The sequence below is a fragment of the Devosia sp. Root105 genome (assembly GCF_001424865.1).
Taxonomy (GTDB): domain Bacteria; phylum Pseudomonadota; class Alphaproteobacteria; order Rhizobiales; family Devosiaceae; genus Devosia_A.
This window is the reverse complement of sequence record NZ_LMCR01000015.1, coordinates 1-15,769: the sequence shown is the minus strand read 5'-3', so window position 1 is coordinate 15,769 and position 15,769 is coordinate 1. Positions and strand designations below refer to the sequence as shown.

Sequence of the window (15,769 nt, the reverse complement as noted above, 5' to 3'; positions counted from 1 at the left end):
ACGCATTTCTGACATAGACGCGGAGCCACTGGGCTCCGTTTGCTCCGGGGCGGCCTGCTGTCCCCGGGAGCACCATACAGGACCCAAGTTCCGACCATGCAGTCATCGCCATTCCGGTCAGCCATCATCGTCATCGTTGCGATACTTGGCATCCTGTTCACCATCCCGAGCTTCCTGCCCAAGGATATCCTCGCCAGCTGGCCGGGCTTCCTGCCCAAGCAGACCGTGGTGCTCGGCCTCGACCTGCAGGGCGGCTCGCACCTGTTGCTGCAGGTCAACCGCGAGTCGATCATCACCGAGCGGATCAAGACGCTGCGCCGCGACGTGCGCTCGGCGCTGGCCAATGACAACGGCATCGGCAACCTGATCACCACCGGCCCGGATTCGATCACCATCGAGCTGACCGACCCGACGCAGAAGGCTGCCGCGATGACAGCGGTGCAGAAGCTGCAGAACAACGTGTCGAGCAGTTTCGGTGTCGGTGGCGTGCCGGAGCTGGCCTTCTCCGAGACGACCGACGGCAAGATCGTGGTGTCGCTGACGCCCGACGGCGTCAAGGAACGGATGTCGTCGCTGGTCGCGCAGTCGATGGAAGTGATCCGCAACCGCGTCGACGAGGTGGGCACCACCGAGCCGACGATCCAGCGCCAGGGGCAGGACCGCGTCCTGCTGCAGGTACCGGGTTTTGAGGATTCCGAGCGGCTGAAGGACCTCGTCCAGCAGACGGCGCGCCTCACCTTCCACCTGGTTCATCCCTCGATGACCGCGGCGCAGGCCGAGGCACAGGGCATTCCGTCGGGTTATTTCATCCTGCCGAGCGCCGATGGCGGCAGCGAGCTGCTGAACGAGAACATCGAGCTCGGCGGTGAATCGCTGACCAACGCGCAGCCCGGCTTCGACCAGCAGACCTCGCGTTCGGTGGTGAGCTTCCAGTTCGACACTCGCGGCGCCATTACCTTCGGCGAAATCACTTCGAAGAATGTCGGCAAGCGCTTCGCCATCGTGCTCGACAACCAGGTGATCACCGCACCGGTCATCCAGCAGGCGATCACCGGCGGCTCAGGTCAGATCAGCGGCAATTTCACCCCGCAATCGGCCAACGATCTCGCCGTGCTGCTGCGCGCCGGCGCGCTGCCGGCCAGCCTCGACGTGGTCGAGGAGCGCTCGGTCGGCCCCAGCCTCGGTGCGGACTCGATCCGCGCCGGCATCACCGCGGGTGCGGTGGCCTCGGTCGCCGTGCTGGCGTTCATGGTTATCGCCTATGGCCTGTTCGGCGTGTTCGCCAACGTGGCGCTGGTGCTCAATATCTTCCTGATCCTCGGATCGCTCTCGGCGATCGGCGCAACGCTGACGCTGCCCGGTATCGCCGGTATCGTGCTCACCATCGGCGTGGCGGTCGACGCCAACGTTCTGATCTACGAGCGCATGCGAGAAGAGCAGCGGGCGGGCAAATCGATCCTCGCGGCGCTGGACGCGGGCTTCCACCGCGCCTGGGGCACCATTATCGACTCCCACCTGACGCAGCTGATTGCGGCCATTGTGCTGTACTTCCTCGGCTCAGGCCCGATCCAGGGCTTTGCCGTGACGCTGGCGCTGGGCATCCTGACCTCGCTGTTCACCGCCTATACGGTGACCCGCTTCTTTATCGGCATCTGGTACCACTGGAAGCGCCCCAAGACGCTGCGGATCCAGCACTTCCGGTTCATCCCGGACGGAACCAAGATCGACTTCATGAAGATGTCCCGCGCGGCGATCATCCTCTCGATCGTCCTGACCGTGCTCGCCATCGGCACGGCCTACTTCAAGGGCTTCAATCTCGGCATCGACTTTGTCGGCGGCTCCGCCATCGAAGTGCAGCACACCACGGGCGATGCCGACCCGGCGCGCGTGCGTGAATTGCTCGAGCCGCTGAACCTGGGCGAAGTGCAGGTGCAGAGCTTCGGCACGCCACAGGACCTGCTGGTGCGCATTCAGCTGCAGCCGGGCGGCGACGCCGAGCAGCAGGTGGCCGTGCAGGAAGTCACCAAGACGCTGGCGACCGAGGAGTACGAGGTTCGACGCACCGAGGCGGTGAGCGGCACGGTTTCTGGTGAACTGGCCGTCCACGGCACGATCGCCGTGCTGGTGACGCTGTTCGCCATCCTGATCTATGTCTGGTTCCGCTTCGAGTGGCAGTTCGGTCTCGCCGCCGTGACGACGACGCTGCACGACGTGATTATGACCGTCGGGTTGTTCTCGATCACCGGGCTGGAGTTCAACCTCTCCTCGATCGCGGCGGTGCTGACACTGGTCGGTCTGTCGCTCAACGAAACGGTGGTGATTTCCGATCGCGTCCGAGAGAACTTACGAAAATACAAGAAGATGTCGGTGCCCGAGATTATCAATCTCTCGATCAACCAGACGATCGTCCGTACCTCGCTGACGCAGTTCACCGTGCTCCTGGCGCTGTTCCCGCTGGTGTTCTTCGGCGGCGAGTCGATCCGTGGCTTCACCATCGCCATGACCTTCGGCTCGATCTTCGGCATGTACTCCTCGATCTTCATCGGCGGCCCGATCCTGATCTATTTCGGGCTCAAGCCGCGCAGCGAGATGGAAGAAGAGAAGGAAAAGAAGGCCAAGGCGAATAAGCGCGCCGACGGCGCCGCGGTTTAGCCCGTGGTTGAGCGGGGGGAGGGGTTCTATCCCCGGCAGGTCCCCATCGATGCCTACGGCAATGGCGGTTTCCGCTTTGCCGGCCTGTCGCATCGCGGCTCGCTGCTCTGTCTCCCCGGCGGCATGTTCGCCTGGGAGGCGACGCAGCCCAGCGAGGTGACGCTCGATAGCCTTCAGGCCGTGCTGGAGGCCGCCGATCAGCTCGATGTGCTGCTGATCGGGCTTGGCGGCGATATCGCCGGGCTCGACCCCGCGGTGCGCGCCGCGCTGAAGGAGCGCCGGGTGATCGTCGAGGCCATCGCTACAGGCGGGGCGGTGCGCACTTACAACGTGCTGCTGGCCGAGGATCGCGCGGTGGGCGCGGCGCTCCTTGCGGTCGAGAACGCCCGATGAGCGAAGACGCCGGGTACGTCGCGAGCTTCCTGCGCGATGCCGATCGCGATCGCTATTTTGCGACGCTGCTACTGAAAGAGCCGGAACGCACGGCGATCCAGTCGCTCTACGCCTTCAGCGCCGATGTGGCGTCGATCCGTGACCGGGCGCGCGAGCCGACTGCCGGAGAAATCCGCCTGCAATGGTGGGCCGACGCGCTGAAGGGGACGGGGCATGGCAATGTGCGCCAGAACCCACTGGCGGCGGCCCTGCTCGATGCGATGTCGCGCTATGGGCTGCCGAGCGGCCCCTTGCTCCGGCTGGTGGCAGCCCGGCGCTTCGACCTCTACCAGGACCCGATGCCTGATGTCGCGAGCTTCGAAGGCTATGCCGGCGAGACCGTTTCGGTGCTGTACCAGCTCGCGGCGATGGTGCTGAACGGCGGCACTGAAGTCGAGACTGGCGATGCGGCTGGGCATCTGGGCGTGGCGCAGGCGCTGGCCGGGCACCTGCGCGCCTTCGGCTTCAACGCCTCGCAGGGCCGCATCTTCCTGCCGATGAACATCTTTGCGGCCAATGGCGTGACCGATGGCGAGATCCTCGCTGGCGCGGCGAGCGAGGGGCTGTTCGCAGCGCTGGCGCAGGTGAACGACCTGGCGGTCGAGCATCTGGACAAGGCGCAGCGGGCGATAGCGGTGCTGCCCGGTGCGCTGCGACCGGCCTTCGCGCCGGCGGCGTTGCTCGGGCCAGAGCTGCGCCAGGCTGCCCGCAACCGCGCGCCGTTCGCCGCGACCGCCGCGACGGCGGACTGGCGCAAAATCCTCGCCATGTGGTGGTGGTCGGCACGTCGCGCCTGATGGACTGACAGTCGGTCTGAGAATCGCCATCATGACATCGCAGGCATTGCCTCGGGGGATGAGAGCAGCATGGGCTTCAGGGCGTGGTTGGAGAAGCAGGCTCCGGATTTCCTGCTCACCGGCCAGCGGTTTTGGTTGGCCATCCTCCTGGCGCTCGCCAACACGCTTGTTGTCATCGGGGCGCTGAACAGTGTCAGCTGGCTGCAGGATGAAGCGTGGATGCGCGCGGCGGCGGGGCTGGCGACCGGTGCAGTACTGGCCGTGGCCGGTGTCTACTTCACCGAAAGTCGTCCGACGGCGCGGATCGCCGGGCTGCTGCTGACCTACGCGCTGCCGCTGTTGGCGATCGGCGCGTTCCAGGTGACGGATACGGCCTGGATCGTGCCGTGGGCGCTGCCGGCGATAGCACTGCTCTGGCTGTCGGTGTCGCCATTCACCCGGATCGAGCGCGGGGCGCCGCGGGCCGAGCAGCAGGATCGTTTCTGGTGGACCAACCAGCAGGCCGTCGCCACGGCGGTGATCGCGGCTGCCGCGGCACTTATCATCGGGCTTGGCACCGCGGCGATCGAGCGCTCGCTGTCGATCCTGTTCGGCCTCGAGACCGGGCAGATCTTCTACAACACGGTGCTGCCGTTCGTCGGGCTGTTCCTCGCACCGGTCTACTGGCTGGCGACGCTGCCCAGACTGTCGGCCTATCGGGCTGGTGAGCTCGACCGGGTCGACTTCCTGCCGCTGTCGATCGGCTTCATCGGCCAGTTCATCCTGGTGCCGCTGCTGGTGATCTATGCGCTGATCCTGCTCGCCTACGCGGCACAGATCGCCATCACGCAGAAGCTGCCGCAGGGGATGATCGGCTGGATGGTGCTCGGGTTAGTGGTTACCGGGGCGGCGACCTGGCTGATCGTCCATCCGGCCTTCATGCGATCGCGACCGCTGGTTCGATTGTTCCGTGCCTGGTGGTTCTGGCTGACGCTGGCGCCGCTGGTACTGTTCTTCATCGCGGTGTGGGTGCGGGTGGATGCCTATGGCCTCACTGCGGAACGCATCCTGCTGCTGGCGGGCGGCGCCTGGGCCGCATTGCTGGCGTTGGTGTTCATCGTCGGGCGGGGCGACATCCGGCTGATCCCGGCGCTGGCCGGCCTCATCCTCATGGTGCTGTCGGTGGGGCCGTGGAATTACAGCTATCTGGCGCAAAGTACCCAGGCGATGCGGCTTGACGCACTGGTGATGAATGCCGGCGCCGACAAATCCGCCAGTCCGCCGCGCGGCGACTGGAGCGCCGAGGAGATCGCCGAGGCGCGAGGCATCATCGACTACCTCACCGGCTCGCGCGAAGGGCAGCGCGCGGTGCGCGAGGTGATGGGCAGGTATGGCGTGACCTGGGATCCGCTGCAGGATGGATCCTACGTGGTGCTGGAGGCGCTGGGGATCAGTCAGCCGACCACCGATGGCGAACAGCGCTTTGCGACGCTGTTCCGCGATTTCGATGGCGCGCCGATTGACGTGACGGCGACACCTTACCTGGTCCGCCCGGTCGGGCTCTACGGCGACACCGCGGTTGCTTTGCCGCCGCTGCGCTTCGTCATGTCGGGCGGCGCAGTTCGGGTCGGCCCGGCAGGCAGTACCGACGAGAATCTGCAACCGCTCGACCTCACCGCCTGGCTGGCCCAGCAGAGCGGTGGCTTCCTCGTCGCGCCGTGGATCGACTTCACGGTGGCGGGCACGAGCTACCGGTTGGTGCTGCAGTCGGCAAGCTTTGATCGCGGCGAGAACAATGACGGCCCCAATGTGCTGAGCAGTCTCGATGGTCAGCTATTCTCGGCCGTGGCCCAATAGCCTGCCAACTGCGCCGGAGCCCATACTGGATGCTGCCGCCTTCGGGCTAGGTTGGAGAGGCCTCAGGATGGGCCCCGGCCTGCGCCCATACGCGCCAAGTTACGATCGTGCCCACCCACCGGCTGTCATCCCTGCGAAAGCAGTGACCCATCTATCCACGTGCGCGGGCTGTGAGTTGGGTCCCTGCTTTCGCAGGGATGACACCGAGTATGGGGCGCTGCCGGGTGGCAAGTTCGCCGATGGGCGCGGCATAAGGGCAGCAGGTATCCTCTAACTTAGCGATATGGGCCTACGCCGGGGTGACCCGGTGGTTGGGGACGAATCCCGTCAGGCCCACGCCATGATGTCGTCGAGCGCCCGGGAGGTGATCGCTTCTTTCTTGGCGATGGTCTTCTCGGTCGATTTCCAGCGGCCGACATGGCCTTCGGGTTTGGCGATCGATACCGGCGGGAACAGGCCGAAATTGACGTTCATCGGCTGGAAGCTGCGCGCCCCGGAATAGGCCTCGGCCTCGAGATGGCCGCCGGTGATGTGGTTGATCAGAGCGCCCATCGCCGTAGTGGCCGGCGGGATCGCCAGTTGCTCGCCGCGCGCGTCGGCGGCGGCCATGCGGCCGGCCATCAGGCCGACGGCGGCGCTTTCGACATAGCCCTCAACGCCGGTGACCTGGCCGGCAAAGCGCAGCCGCGGCATCGCCTTAAGCCTCAAGTTTGCATCCAGCACCTTGGGGGAGTTGAGGAAGGTGTTGCGATGCAGTCCACCGAGCCGGGCGAACTGCGCATTCTCGAGACCGGGGATCATGCGGAAAATCTCGGCCTGGATGCCGTAGCGCATCTTGGTCTGGAAGCCGACCATGTTCCAGAGCGTGCCCAGCGCATTATCCTGGCGGAGTTGCACGATGGCGTGCGCCTTTACCGTCGGGTTGCGCGGGTTGGTGAGGCCGACCGGCTTCATCGGGCCCCAGCGCAGCGTGTCGCGGCCGCGCTCGGCCATCACTTCGATGGGCAGGCAGCCATCGAAATACGGCACCTTCTCCCAATCCTTGAACTCATGCAGCGGGGCGCTGACCAGCGCATCAACGAAGGCGTTGTATTGCGCTTCGTCCATCGGGCAGTTGAGGTAATCCTGGCCGTTGCCCATCGGCCCGACCTTGTCGTAGCGCGACTGCGCCCAGACGATGTCGTGGTTGATCGACTCATGGTGGACGATCGGCGCGATGGCGTCGAAGAAAGCGAGCGAGTCCTCGCCGGTCAGCTGCTGGATTGCCTCAGCAAGGGCAGGGGAGGTCAGCGGCCCGGTGGCGACGACGACGTTCTGCCACGCTTCGGGCGGCAGGCCCGCAACTTCACCGCGCTCGATCGTGATGTTCGGGTGGTTGTGGATGGCGGCGGTGACCGCATCGGAGAACGCGTCGCGATCGACCGCCAGCGCGCCACCGGCCGGCAGCTTGTGCGCATCGGCGGCACGCATGATCAGCGAGTTGCAGCGGCGCATCTCTTCATGCAGCAGGCCGACGGCGTTGTGCTGGTGATCGTCGGAGCGGAAGCTGTTGGAGCAGACCAGCTCGGCAAAGCCTTCGGTCTGGTGCGCGTCGGTCTTCTGGGTAGGCCGCATCTCGTGCAGCACCACCTTGGCGCCGGCTTCGGCGGCTTGCCAGGCGGCTTCCGAGCCCGCGAGCCCGCCGCCGATCACATGAATGGGTTCGAGGTGTTTTGACATGGGCGCCAGATAGCAATTGGGGCGCGGCTGCGCAACGTTGGGGGCGGCGCCTTCGCCATCACGCATCGGCGGGACAGAGCGATCCGGACGACACGGGGACGTGTGTTACCCGCCACGGCCCTCGGTGCTAGAACTTGGAGCGGCCGGGTCGCCCCCCTCGGCGACGCGTTTCCCGCTCTGTCACGGTCCGGTCCCGGACAGCGTGCACCAAGCTTAGGGAGGCCCACATGAAGAGATTGTTCGTTGGTTTTGTCGCCCTCGGAGCACTCGCCCTGGCAGTCTGGCCAGCGCTGGCGGATGACGCCGCAAACGAGGCGCTCGCCCGGCGGTTCTACACCGAGTTCAACGCTCGAAACTTCGATGCCTTTCCGGAGTTCATCGCTGCCGACATCGTCGATCACACTGGCGGCCCTGATATGGCTGCGGGTGTCGAGGCGCTGACCAAGGAGCTTCAGGGGTTCGCCACGGCGTTCTCCGACATGAAGATCGAGAACGACATGGTGCTGGTGAGTGGCGACTACGTGACCGTGGTTTCCACCGCCAAGGGCACCAATGACGGGAAGATGATGGAGATGCCCGCCACCAACAAGCCGGTGGACTTCAAAGCGATCGATGTCTGGCTGGTCCGCGACGGCAAGCTCGCCGAAGTCTGGCACGTCGAGCAACTCCTGCAGATGATGACCCAGTTGGGCGCCATGAAGCCCCCGGCGGCCAACTGAGACTACAGAGCAAGGCCACGGGCCCGCGAATGACGGTTTGCGGGCTCGGTCGGCCTGCCCTTGTTTTGCCATTGCGCGCCAGATAGTTAGCGAGTGGGAACCACGCAACTTTCTGGAGACGCCATGACCATCACGCTTTGGGGGCGCTTGAGCTCGGGGAATGTCCAGAAGGTGGTGTGGGCGCTGGAAGAGCTCGAGCTGCCTTACGAGCATGTGCCGTTGGGCGGCGGTTTCAAGGGCAACGACACGCCCGAGTATCTGGCGATGAACCCCAACGGGCTGGTGCCGACGCTGCGCGACGGCAACCTGACGATCTGGGAGAGTCACGCCATCGTCCGCTATCTGAGCGCCGAGTATGGCAGCGGGCTGCTGTTTCCGATGGAGGCGCGGGATCGGGCGATGGTGGACCAGTGGACCGACTGGACGGCGACGACATTCCAGCCGGCCTGGATCGGGCTGTTCTGGCTGAAGGTGCGCACGCCGGTGGCGCAACAGGACGCTGCGGCGATCGACAAGGCGCTGTCGGCTTCGATCAAGTGCTTCCGCATCCTGGAGGCGCGGCTGGCCGAGGCGCTGTACCTGGGCGGCAACGAACTCAGCTATGCCGATATCGTCGCTGGTGCGTCGCTGTTCCGCTGGTCGACCATGCCGATCGAGCGGCCATCGCTGCCGCATGTCGAGGCCTGGCATTCGAGGCTCAACGAGCGCGCGGCGTTCCGCAAGGCGATCAACGTGTCATACGAGGAACTGGTGGGGCGGCTGGCGTTTTGACCAGACTGATTCTTGGTCGCGCTGTCGAACCGGAAAAGTCTGCAACTTTTCCTGACAACGCTCCGAGCCCCAGAAAGGCTGAACGCCCGCTTCTATCAGGAAGCGAGCGTTCTAAGATGCCGGCGTCAGGCACGAACCAGAAAGCGAACCGTTAGATGGTGCGCGCATGGTCGCGGGCGATGCGCTGGATGTCGGTGCGAGTGATGCCGAGATCGCTCAGCTGACGGGTGTCGAGAGCATTGAGCTCACGGACGGTCTGCTGGTAGGCGGCCCACTTCTTCAGCGTAGTGCGAATACCCATTTGGAAGTCTCCTTTCGTTTACGAGAACATAGATAGTCTCGTTCGTGGGGGACGAGCAGATGGAGATGTATCAGAACCGTTATGCGTCTGGTGCATGGCGTTAACCGCTCACGTTCATTTGCGATTCAGGTTGGCGGCAGGCTCCGGGCAAGAAAATGGCCGCCGGGCACACGGCGGCCATTCTCGAATGGTTAGCGACAGATGAAGGGCTAGCGGTCGAACAGTCCGCGGGTCATCTTCTGGAAGTCGGGTCCCACAATCCCCAGAGCATCGCGGGTTGTGGGGACGTCCAGTTCCCGCAAGGTCTGCCTGATGTCGACCAGTCGCCGATGGCGCCAGACGGCACGAACAAACATGGCGTTCTCCTTTTGCGGATCACCACACCCGGAGCATGAGCCGATTTGCGCCAATGCGCATGCAGTGAGTTATCAGTGCCGACATGCATCAGATGCATGGCAATTTCACGCGACTGTCACAGATTTCGCGCAAAAGCGCCGACCCGCCCGGCCGGCGCCACAAAGGGCAGGGATCGGGGCCGAACAGTTTCATGTGGTCGCGCTTTCGAACCGGTAAAGTCTGCAACTTTTCCTGAAAACGCATCGGTTCAGCCGATCGTGCGTTCGAGCAACGACAGCCAATTGCTGCTAGCGATACGCTCGAGCAGCGGCCGGTCATAGCCATGGCGCTCGAGTGCCTCGACCAGCACTGGCAGGTCGGCTGCCGAGCCGATAGTCGACGGGATCATGGCGCCGTCGAAATCCGAGCCGATGCCGACATGGGTGTCGCCGGCGATCTCGATCAGGTGGTCGAGGTGGCGGACCATCAGTTCGATATCGGTCTCGGGGTTCATCTGGCCGTCGGGTCTCAAAAAGCCGGTGGCGAAGTTGAGCCCGACCATGCCGTTGCTGTCGCGGATGGCGCGCAACTGGTCGTCGGTGAGGTTGCGCGGCGTCGGGCAGAGGGCGTGGGCGTTGGAGTGGGTGGCGACCAGCGGGGCGCTCGACAGTTCCGCCACATCCCAGAAGCCGCGCTCGTTGAGGTGCGACAGGTCGATCAGCACGCCCAGCCGATTGCAGGCCGCGATCAGGCGCTTGCCGGCCTCGGTGAGGCCCGGGCCGATATCGGGCGAGCCGGGGAAGCGGAACGGCACTCCGTAGCCGAAGGCATTGTTGCGGCTCCACACTGGGCCGAGCGAGCGGAGCCCCGCGGCATAGAGCACTTCGAGGAAATCGAGCTCGGGATCGATGCACTCGACGCCCTCGATATGGAGGACAGCCGCCATCGCTCCACGCCCCATGGCGCTGCGGATATCGGCGGCGCTGCGGCATACTGCGAACTGGCCGGCGGAGGCGCGCTCGAGCTGGAACAGCAGCGAGATCATCCGCACGGCGCTCTGGCGGGCCGCGTCCATGGGGAGCGGCGGCGGCATCGGCACCTCGCCACCGGCGGCGCGCAGGGCGCCGAAATCGATCTTCTCAGGCGAAGGGCAGAACACCGCGAACAGGCCACCGGCGAGATGGCCGGCGCGCGCCTTGGGCAGGTCGATATGCCCGTCCTCGCCACCGGCAAGAAAGCCGGCGACCGGGTCCGCAGCAGTCGAATTGAACAGGCGCAGCAGCGCGTCGTTATGGCCGTCGAAGATGGGGAGGGGCGTGGTCAAGGTGAGGTCCATGCGCGAGAGAGTCTGGGCGAGAGAAGAGCAGGGGCCGGGGATCGGAACAAGAGCCCGCCGCCCGGTTCCGCGGGCGGTGTCACTTCGCCAAGCGGTTGGCGATAAGCTCGGCCTTCATCCAGTGCGTCTCGTCCTGAACGTGGCCCGCCCGCACATATTTGCCCATGCGAATCGGCATTTCCGCTTCCGGGAACGCAGCCGCGACGCGCACGACGAAGCCTTCCTGCCTTGTCCGATCCAGCGATGCGGCGAGGTTTTCGAACAGGCTTGTCGTGAAGGGTCCGCGATAGAGTGTTGGGACCGGCGTGACGCCGAGCTCTTCGAACCGCGCCAATGTGGCATCCCAGGGCTGGATCTCGTCATCGATGATCCAACCGAAGCCGAGGAAATAAGACGGCAGGTTGTCATAGCCCACTGAATGTCGGGCGTAGACGTTCTCGCCGACGATGCGTTCGCCATCGGCCAGTTGCGAGCTGATGCCGGCGGCAAAGGCCTTCAGCCAGTCACGGGATGGGTGGTATCGGCTATCGGGGCTGCGGGCGTGCGAACCCCCGTGATGGATGGTGGTGTTCTCGCCGTCCATCTTCTCGGTGACCACCAGATCGTCGGCCATCAGCCCGTCGAGCCCCAGCATCACCTTGTCGTCGCTGGTGGCGCCGGGCGAAATCGGCAGGTGGTAGGTCCGTCCGTATTTCTTCATGCTGCGCACCAAGCACGCCGTCGGGCTGCAAAGCAATCAGCCTGCCAGGCAAGGACCGCGCCGGCAGGCTGCCTGTCGGGTCGACCGCTTCGCCGATGCCTCGACGCCGGAAGTCATCCCGCAGCCAAGCGGCTTTACTCCGCCGCAGTCCGCTGCGGGCGGCGTTCCATGATTTCCTTGAGGAAGCGGCCGGTGTGCGAGCGCGGGTTGGCCGCGATGTCCTCGGGGGTGCCGATGCCGACCACCTCGCCGCCGCCATCGCCGCCTTCGGGGCCCATGTCGATGACCCAGTCGGCGGTCTTGATGACTTCGAGGTTGTGCTCGATCACCACCACGGTGTTGCCGGTGTCGACCAGCTCGTGCAGCACTTCAAGGAGCTTGGCGATGTCGTGGAAATGCAACCCGGTTGTCGGCTCGTCGAGCATGTAGAGCGTGCGCCCGGTGGCGCGGCGGCTGAGTTCCTTCGAAAGCTTGACGCGCTGCGCCTCGCCGCCCGAAAGGGTGGTGGCCGGCTGGCCGACCTTGACGTAGCCGAGGCCGACGCGCTGCAGGGTGAGGAACTTCTCGCGGATGGAGGGAACCGCGGCGAAGAACTCAACGGCTTCGTCGATGGTCATGTCGAGCACGTCGGCGATCGACTTGCCCTTGAACTGCACCTCGAGGGTCTCGCGGTTGTAGCGGTGGCCCTTGCACACTTCGCAGGTGACATAGACATCGGGCAGGAAGTGCATCTCGATCTTGATGACGCCGTCACCTTCGCACTTCTCGCAGCGGCCGCCCTTGACGTTGAACGAGAACCGGCCCGGGCCATAGCCACGCGCCTTGGCTTCCGGCAGGCCGGCGAACCATTCGCGCATCGGACCGAAGGCGCCGGTATAGGTGGCGGGGTTCGAGCGCGGCGTGCGGCCGATCGGCGACTGGTCGATGTCGATCACCTTGTCGAGGTGCTCGAGACCGGTGAGGTGGTTGTGCGGCGCCGGGTTGACGCGCGCGCCGTTCAGCCGGCGGGCGATCGCCTGATACATGGTGTCGATCATCAGCGTCGACTTGCCGCCGCCGGAGACGCCGGTGATGGCGACGAAGTTGCCCAGGGGTACGTCGACCGAGACGTTCTTCAGATTGTTGCCGGTCGCCCCGTCGATGTGGAGCTTCTTGGTCTTCGATTGCTTCCGCCGTTCGATCGGCATCGGAATGCTGAGCGCGCCCGACAGGTACTGGCCGGTGATGCTCTTGGGATTGCTGATCACCTGCTGCGGCGTGCCTTCGGCGACGATGTGGCCGCCATTGACGCCGGCGCCCGGGCCGATGTCGACGACATAGTCGGCGAGCAGGATCGCATCCTCGTCGTGCTCGACGACGATCACCGTGTTGCCGATGTCGCGCAGCCGTTGCAGCGTTTCGAGCAAGCGGGCATTGTCGCGCTGGTGCAGGCCGATCGAGGGCTCGTCGAGCACGTAGAGCACGCCGGTAAGGCCGGAGCCGATCTGGCTGGCAAGCCGGATGCGCTGGCTCTCGCCGCCTGAGAGCGAGCCGGAATTGCGGGCCAGCGTCAGATAGTCGAGGCCGACATCGTTGAGGAAGCCTAGGCGCTCGCGGATCTCCTTGAAGATGCGCTCGCCGATCTTGTTCTGCTGCTCGGTGAGCTTGGCTGGCAGGGTGGTGAACCACTCGGCTGCGGCCTTGATCGACTTCTCGCTGACCTGCGCGATGTGGAGGCCATCGATCTTTACCGCCAGCGCTTCGGGCTTCAGGCGGTAGCCGTTACAGGCGACGCAGGGCGCCTGCGACATGTACTTCTCGATTTCCTCGCGCATGCCGGCGCTCTCGGTCTCCTTGTAGCGCCGCTCGAGGTTGCCGATCACGCCCTCGAAGGGCTTGGTCGACTTGTAGGTACGAAGGCCATCGTCATAGACGAAGTTGATCGGCGTCGAGCCGGTGCCGAAGAGGATCGCGTGCTGCACCTCGAAGGAGAGCTCCTCCCAGGCGGTGCCGGTGGAGGCGCCATAGTGCTTGGCTACCGCCTGCAGGGTCTGCAGGTAGTAGGGCGCGCTGGTCTTCGACCATGGCAGAATAGCCCCGTCGCGCAGCGAAAGGCTGACATCGGGGACGATCAGGTTCGGATCGATCTTCTGCTCGGTACCGAGGCCATCACAGACCGGGCAGGCGCCGAACGGGTTGTTGAACGAGAACAGCCGCGGTTCGATCTCGGGGATGGTGAAGCCGGAGATCGGATCGGCGAATTTCTCGGAGAAGATCAGCCGTTTGGGCGCGCCGTTCTCATCGAGCTCGTCGGCGAACTCGGCGAAGGCGATGCCGTCGGCGAGCTTCAGCGCCGTCTCGAAGCTTTCGGCGAGGCGGGTGGCGATGTCGGGGCCGACGACCAGGCGGTCGACCACCACTTCGACGTCGTGCTTGATCTTCTTGTCGAGGTTAGGCGCGTCTTCGATGTCGTGGAACTCGCCGTCGATCTTGACGCGCTGAAAGCCCTTGCGCATCAGGTCATTGAGTTCGCGCTTATACTCGCCCTTACGGCCGCGGGCGATCGGCGCCAGCAGATAGAGCCGGGTTTCCGGCGGCTGCGACATGACGATGTCGACCATCTGGCTGACGGTCTGGCTCTGGATGGGGAGGCCGGTGACCGGCGAGTAGGGGATGCCGACGCGCGCGAATAAGAGGCGGAGGTAGTCGTAGATCTCGGTGACCGTGCCGACGGTCGAGCGCGGGTTGCGCGAGGTGGTCTTCTGCTCGATCGAGATGGCGGGCGAGAGGCCGTCGATCTGTTCGACATCGGGCTTCTGCATCATCTCGAGGAACTGGCGCGCATAGGCGCTCAGCGATTCCACGTAGCGGCGCTGGCCCTCGGCATAGATAGTGTCGAAGGCGAGCGACGACTTGCCCGAGCCACTCAACCCGGTCATCACGATGAGGCTGTCGCGCGGCAACCTCAGGTCGATGTTCTTGAGGTTGTGTTCCTTGGCGCCCCTGATGACGAGATCGCGGTTCGGGTTAGGTCTGTCGGCCATCAAAGACTTCCACTTGACGAGGGCAAGCGACCATAGTGCCGCTTTGTGCCAAATCGTGTCAGGGTTTCAAAAAAGAGGGGCTAGGCCGCACATCTGGGTATCCGGCGCCCGACTTGCAACTTAACCACGCCGCAACGGTTCCTGTCACCACGGCGGTTCACAGCTCTGCTCAAAACTTCACGTGAACATAAGAGGAACAACCCGAGAGTCGGTCAAGTGCTGTCGTGCGGTGGCACATTGCAGCCCACGCTTGACAAACCGCGGCGCGAGGAGAACATAAGAGGAACGACGACGCGCCGACGAAGCTGTGGGCTAAGGCCCTTTGGCGCGCGCGCCGGGCGGACGATAGCGGTAGGATACGCGCCGGAGTTTCTCCCGGGCGCGTCTCCGGGAAAAGTTGGAAAGGAAAGTGCCATGGCTGGCAGCGTGAACAAGGTCATCCTGGTGGGCAATCTCGGCAATGACCCCGAGGTGCGGAACCTGCCATCGGGTGGCAAGGTGGTGAACCTGAGCGTCGCGACCTCCGAACAGTGGCGCGACAAGAATTCCGGCGAGCGCAAGGAGCGTACCGAGTGGCACCGCGTGGTGATCTTCTCGGAAGGCCTGGTGCGCGTCGCCGAGCAGTACCTGCGGAAGGGTTCCAAGGTCTACATCGAGGGCCAGCTGCAGACCCGCAAGTGGCAGGACCAGTCGGGCCAGGACAAGTATTCGACCGAGGTGGTGCTGCAGGGCTTCAACTCGAACCTGACGATGCTCGATGGCCGCAATGACGGCGAAGGCGCCGGCGCCTCGGGTGGCGGTGGTTTCTCCAGCCCGCGCGAATCCAGCGGCGGCGGCTTCGGTGGCCCGCCGGCCCGGCAGGAGCGCCGCCCGAGCTCGGCCCCGGCCTTCGAATCCGGCTCGATGGATGACGACATCCCGTTCTGAGGCGGTAGCCGCATCGGACAACTGGGTTACGACGGGTCGCGCAAGCGGCCCGTTTTCGTTTGAGGTCGGGGGCAGCGCTGCGTTTTACCTTTGGAAGGCACAGATCGCCCCACCAACTCGGTGTCATCCCAGCGAAAGCTGGCAACTGTGTTGTTCAGGCTTTGAAGGGCTGTCCGGTCTTGAGGATGGCGTTGGCTGTGACGAGGAGCTTTCTAGCGAA

13 protein-coding genes are annotated in these 15,769 nt (G+C 64.7%); 7 read left to right on the top strand and 6 right to left on the bottom strand.

Translation table 11 applies throughout. The features are described 5' to 3' along the window. The first annotated feature begins 96 nt into the window (after window positions 1–96). The 4 genes from secD (at window position 97) to ASC68_RS13410 (ending at window position 5,717) form a co-directional block, all read left to right on the top strand. On the top strand, window positions 97–2,652 hold the full coding sequence (gene secD / locus ASC68_RS13425) for a protein translocase subunit SecD (protein ID WP_055880005.1): 2,556 nt from the start codon (window positions 97–99) through the stop codon (window positions 2,650–2,652). A 3-nt stretch (window positions 2,653–2,655) separates the two neighbouring features. Next, window positions 2,656–3,045 carry an MTH938/NDUFAF3 family protein gene (locus ASC68_RS13420; protein ID WP_055880002.1) on the top strand — a complete coding sequence of 130 codons (390 nt, stop codon included), beginning with the start codon at window positions 2,656–2,658 and terminating at the stop codon, window positions 3,043–3,045. After that, window positions 3,042–3,881: a phytoene/squalene synthase family protein gene (locus ASC68_RS13415; RefSeq protein ID WP_055879999.1), complete on the top strand. Its 840-nt coding sequence runs from the start codon at window positions 3,042–3,044 to the stop codon at window positions 3,879–3,881. Before ASC68_RS13420 ends, ASC68_RS13415 begins: the two co-directional genes overlap by 4 nt. 69 nt (window positions 3,882–3,950) lie before the next feature. Then, a complete protein-coding gene (locus ASC68_RS13410) occupies window positions 3,951–5,717 on the top strand; it encodes a DUF4153 domain-containing protein (protein WP_055879998.1) in 1,767 nt (588 codons plus the stop codon). A 327-nt stretch (window positions 5,718–6,044) separates the two neighbouring features. Here the strand turns inward: ASC68_RS13410 and trmFO are convergent, their stop codons facing one another. Continuing rightward, complete coding sequence (trmFO, locus tag ASC68_RS13405; RefSeq protein ID WP_055881223.1) at window positions 6,045–7,436, bottom strand: methylenetetrahydrofolate--tRNA-(uracil(54)-C(5))-methyltransferase (FADH(2)-oxidizing) TrmFO; 1,392 nt, start codon at window positions 7,434–7,436, stop codon at window positions 6,045–6,047. A 227-nt stretch (window positions 7,437–7,663) separates the two neighbouring features. Between trmFO and ASC68_RS13400 the strand changes: the two genes are divergently transcribed. After that, window positions 7,664–8,155, top strand: a complete 492-nt coding sequence (locus ASC68_RS13400; protein ID WP_055879995.1) for an ester cyclase — start codon at window positions 7,664–7,666, stop codon at window positions 8,153–8,155. Window positions 8,156–8,278: 123 nt separating this feature from the next. Next, on the top strand, window positions 8,279–8,926 hold the full coding sequence (locus tag ASC68_RS13395) for a glutathione S-transferase family protein (protein ID WP_055879992.1): 648 nt from the start codon (window positions 8,279–8,281) through the stop codon (window positions 8,924–8,926). Between the two features lie 151 nt (window positions 8,927–9,077). Here the strand turns inward: ASC68_RS13395 and ASC68_RS28335 are convergent, their stop codons facing one another. From ASC68_RS28335 to uvrA, 5 genes are all read right to left on the bottom strand, one after another. Further along, window positions 9,078–9,227, bottom strand: a complete 150-nt coding sequence (locus ASC68_RS28335) for a DUF1127 domain-containing protein (RefSeq protein ID WP_082434573.1) — start codon at window positions 9,225–9,227, stop codon at window positions 9,078–9,080. Window positions 9,228–9,436: 209 nt separating this feature from the next. Beyond that, a complete protein-coding gene (locus tag ASC68_RS28680) occupies window positions 9,437–9,583 on the bottom strand; it encodes a hypothetical protein (RefSeq protein WP_156384681.1) in 147 nt (48 codons plus the stop codon). A 248-nt stretch (window positions 9,584–9,831) separates the two neighbouring features. Continuing rightward, entirely contained in the window at window positions 9,832–10,899 is a 1,068-nt protein-coding gene (locus tag ASC68_RS13390; RefSeq protein WP_055879989.1) for a dipeptidase, read from the bottom strand. Between the two features lie 79 nt (window positions 10,900–10,978). Then, on the bottom strand, window positions 10,979–11,599 hold the full coding sequence (locus ASC68_RS13385) for an RNA ligase family protein (protein WP_055879987.1): 621 nt from the start codon (window positions 11,597–11,599) through the stop codon (window positions 10,979–10,981). A gap of 134 nt (window positions 11,600–11,733) precedes the next feature. Further along, on the bottom strand, window positions 11,734–14,622 hold the full coding sequence (uvrA, locus tag ASC68_RS13380) for an excinuclease ABC subunit UvrA (RefSeq protein ID WP_055879985.1): 2,889 nt from the start codon (window positions 14,620–14,622) through the stop codon (window positions 11,734–11,736). Between the two features lie 414 nt (window positions 14,623–15,036). Between uvrA and ssb the strand changes: the two genes are divergently transcribed. After that, window positions 15,037–15,549 carry a single-stranded DNA-binding protein gene (gene ssb, locus ASC68_RS13375; RefSeq protein ID WP_055879983.1) on the top strand — a complete coding sequence of 171 codons (513 nt, stop codon included), beginning with the start codon at window positions 15,037–15,039 and terminating at the stop codon, window positions 15,547–15,549. Window positions 15,550–15,769: the final 220 nt, after the last annotated feature.

Bases quoted from the DNA above. Each gene is read 5' to 3' on its own strand.
- ASC68_RS28680 (WP_156384681.1), bottom strand. From the start codon at position 9,583: ATGTTTGTTCGTGCCGTCTGGCGCCATCGGCGACTGGTCGACATCAGG.
- secD (WP_055880005.1), top strand. From the start codon at position 97: ATGCAGTCATCGCCATTCCGGTCAGCCATCATCGTCATCGTTGCGATA.
- ASC68_RS13410 (WP_055879998.1), top strand. From the start codon at position 3,951: ATGGGCTTCAGGGCGTGGTTGGAGAAGCAGGCTCCGGATTTCCTGCTC.
- ASC68_RS13385 (WP_055879987.1), bottom strand. From the start codon at position 11,599: ATGAAGAAATACGGACGGACCTACCACCTGCCGATTTCGCCCGGCGCC.
- ASC68_RS13400 (WP_055879995.1), top strand. From the start codon at position 7,664: ATGAAGAGATTGTTCGTTGGTTTTGTCGCCCTCGGAGCACTCGCCCTG.
- trmFO (WP_055881223.1), bottom strand. From the start codon at position 7,436: ATGTCAAAACACCTCGAACCCATTCATGTGATCGGCGGCGGGCTCGCG.
- ASC68_RS13395 (WP_055879992.1), top strand. From the start codon at position 8,279: ATGACCATCACGCTTTGGGGGCGCTTGAGCTCGGGGAATGTCCAGAAG.
- uvrA (WP_055879985.1), bottom strand. From the start codon at position 14,622: ATGGCCGACAGACCTAACCCGAACCGCGATCTCGTCATCAGGGGCGCC.
- ASC68_RS13415 (WP_055879999.1), top strand. From the start codon at position 3,042: ATGAGCGAAGACGCCGGGTACGTCGCGAGCTTCCTGCGCGATGCCGAT.
- ASC68_RS13390 (WP_055879989.1), bottom strand. From the start codon at position 10,899: ATGGACCTCACCTTGACCACGCCCCTCCCCATCTTCGACGGCCATAAC.
- ssb (WP_055879983.1), top strand. From the start codon at position 15,037: ATGGCTGGCAGCGTGAACAAGGTCATCCTGGTGGGCAATCTCGGCAAT.
- ASC68_RS28335 (WP_082434573.1), bottom strand. From the start codon at position 9,227: ATGGGTATTCGCACTACGCTGAAGAAGTGGGCCGCCTACCAGCAGACC.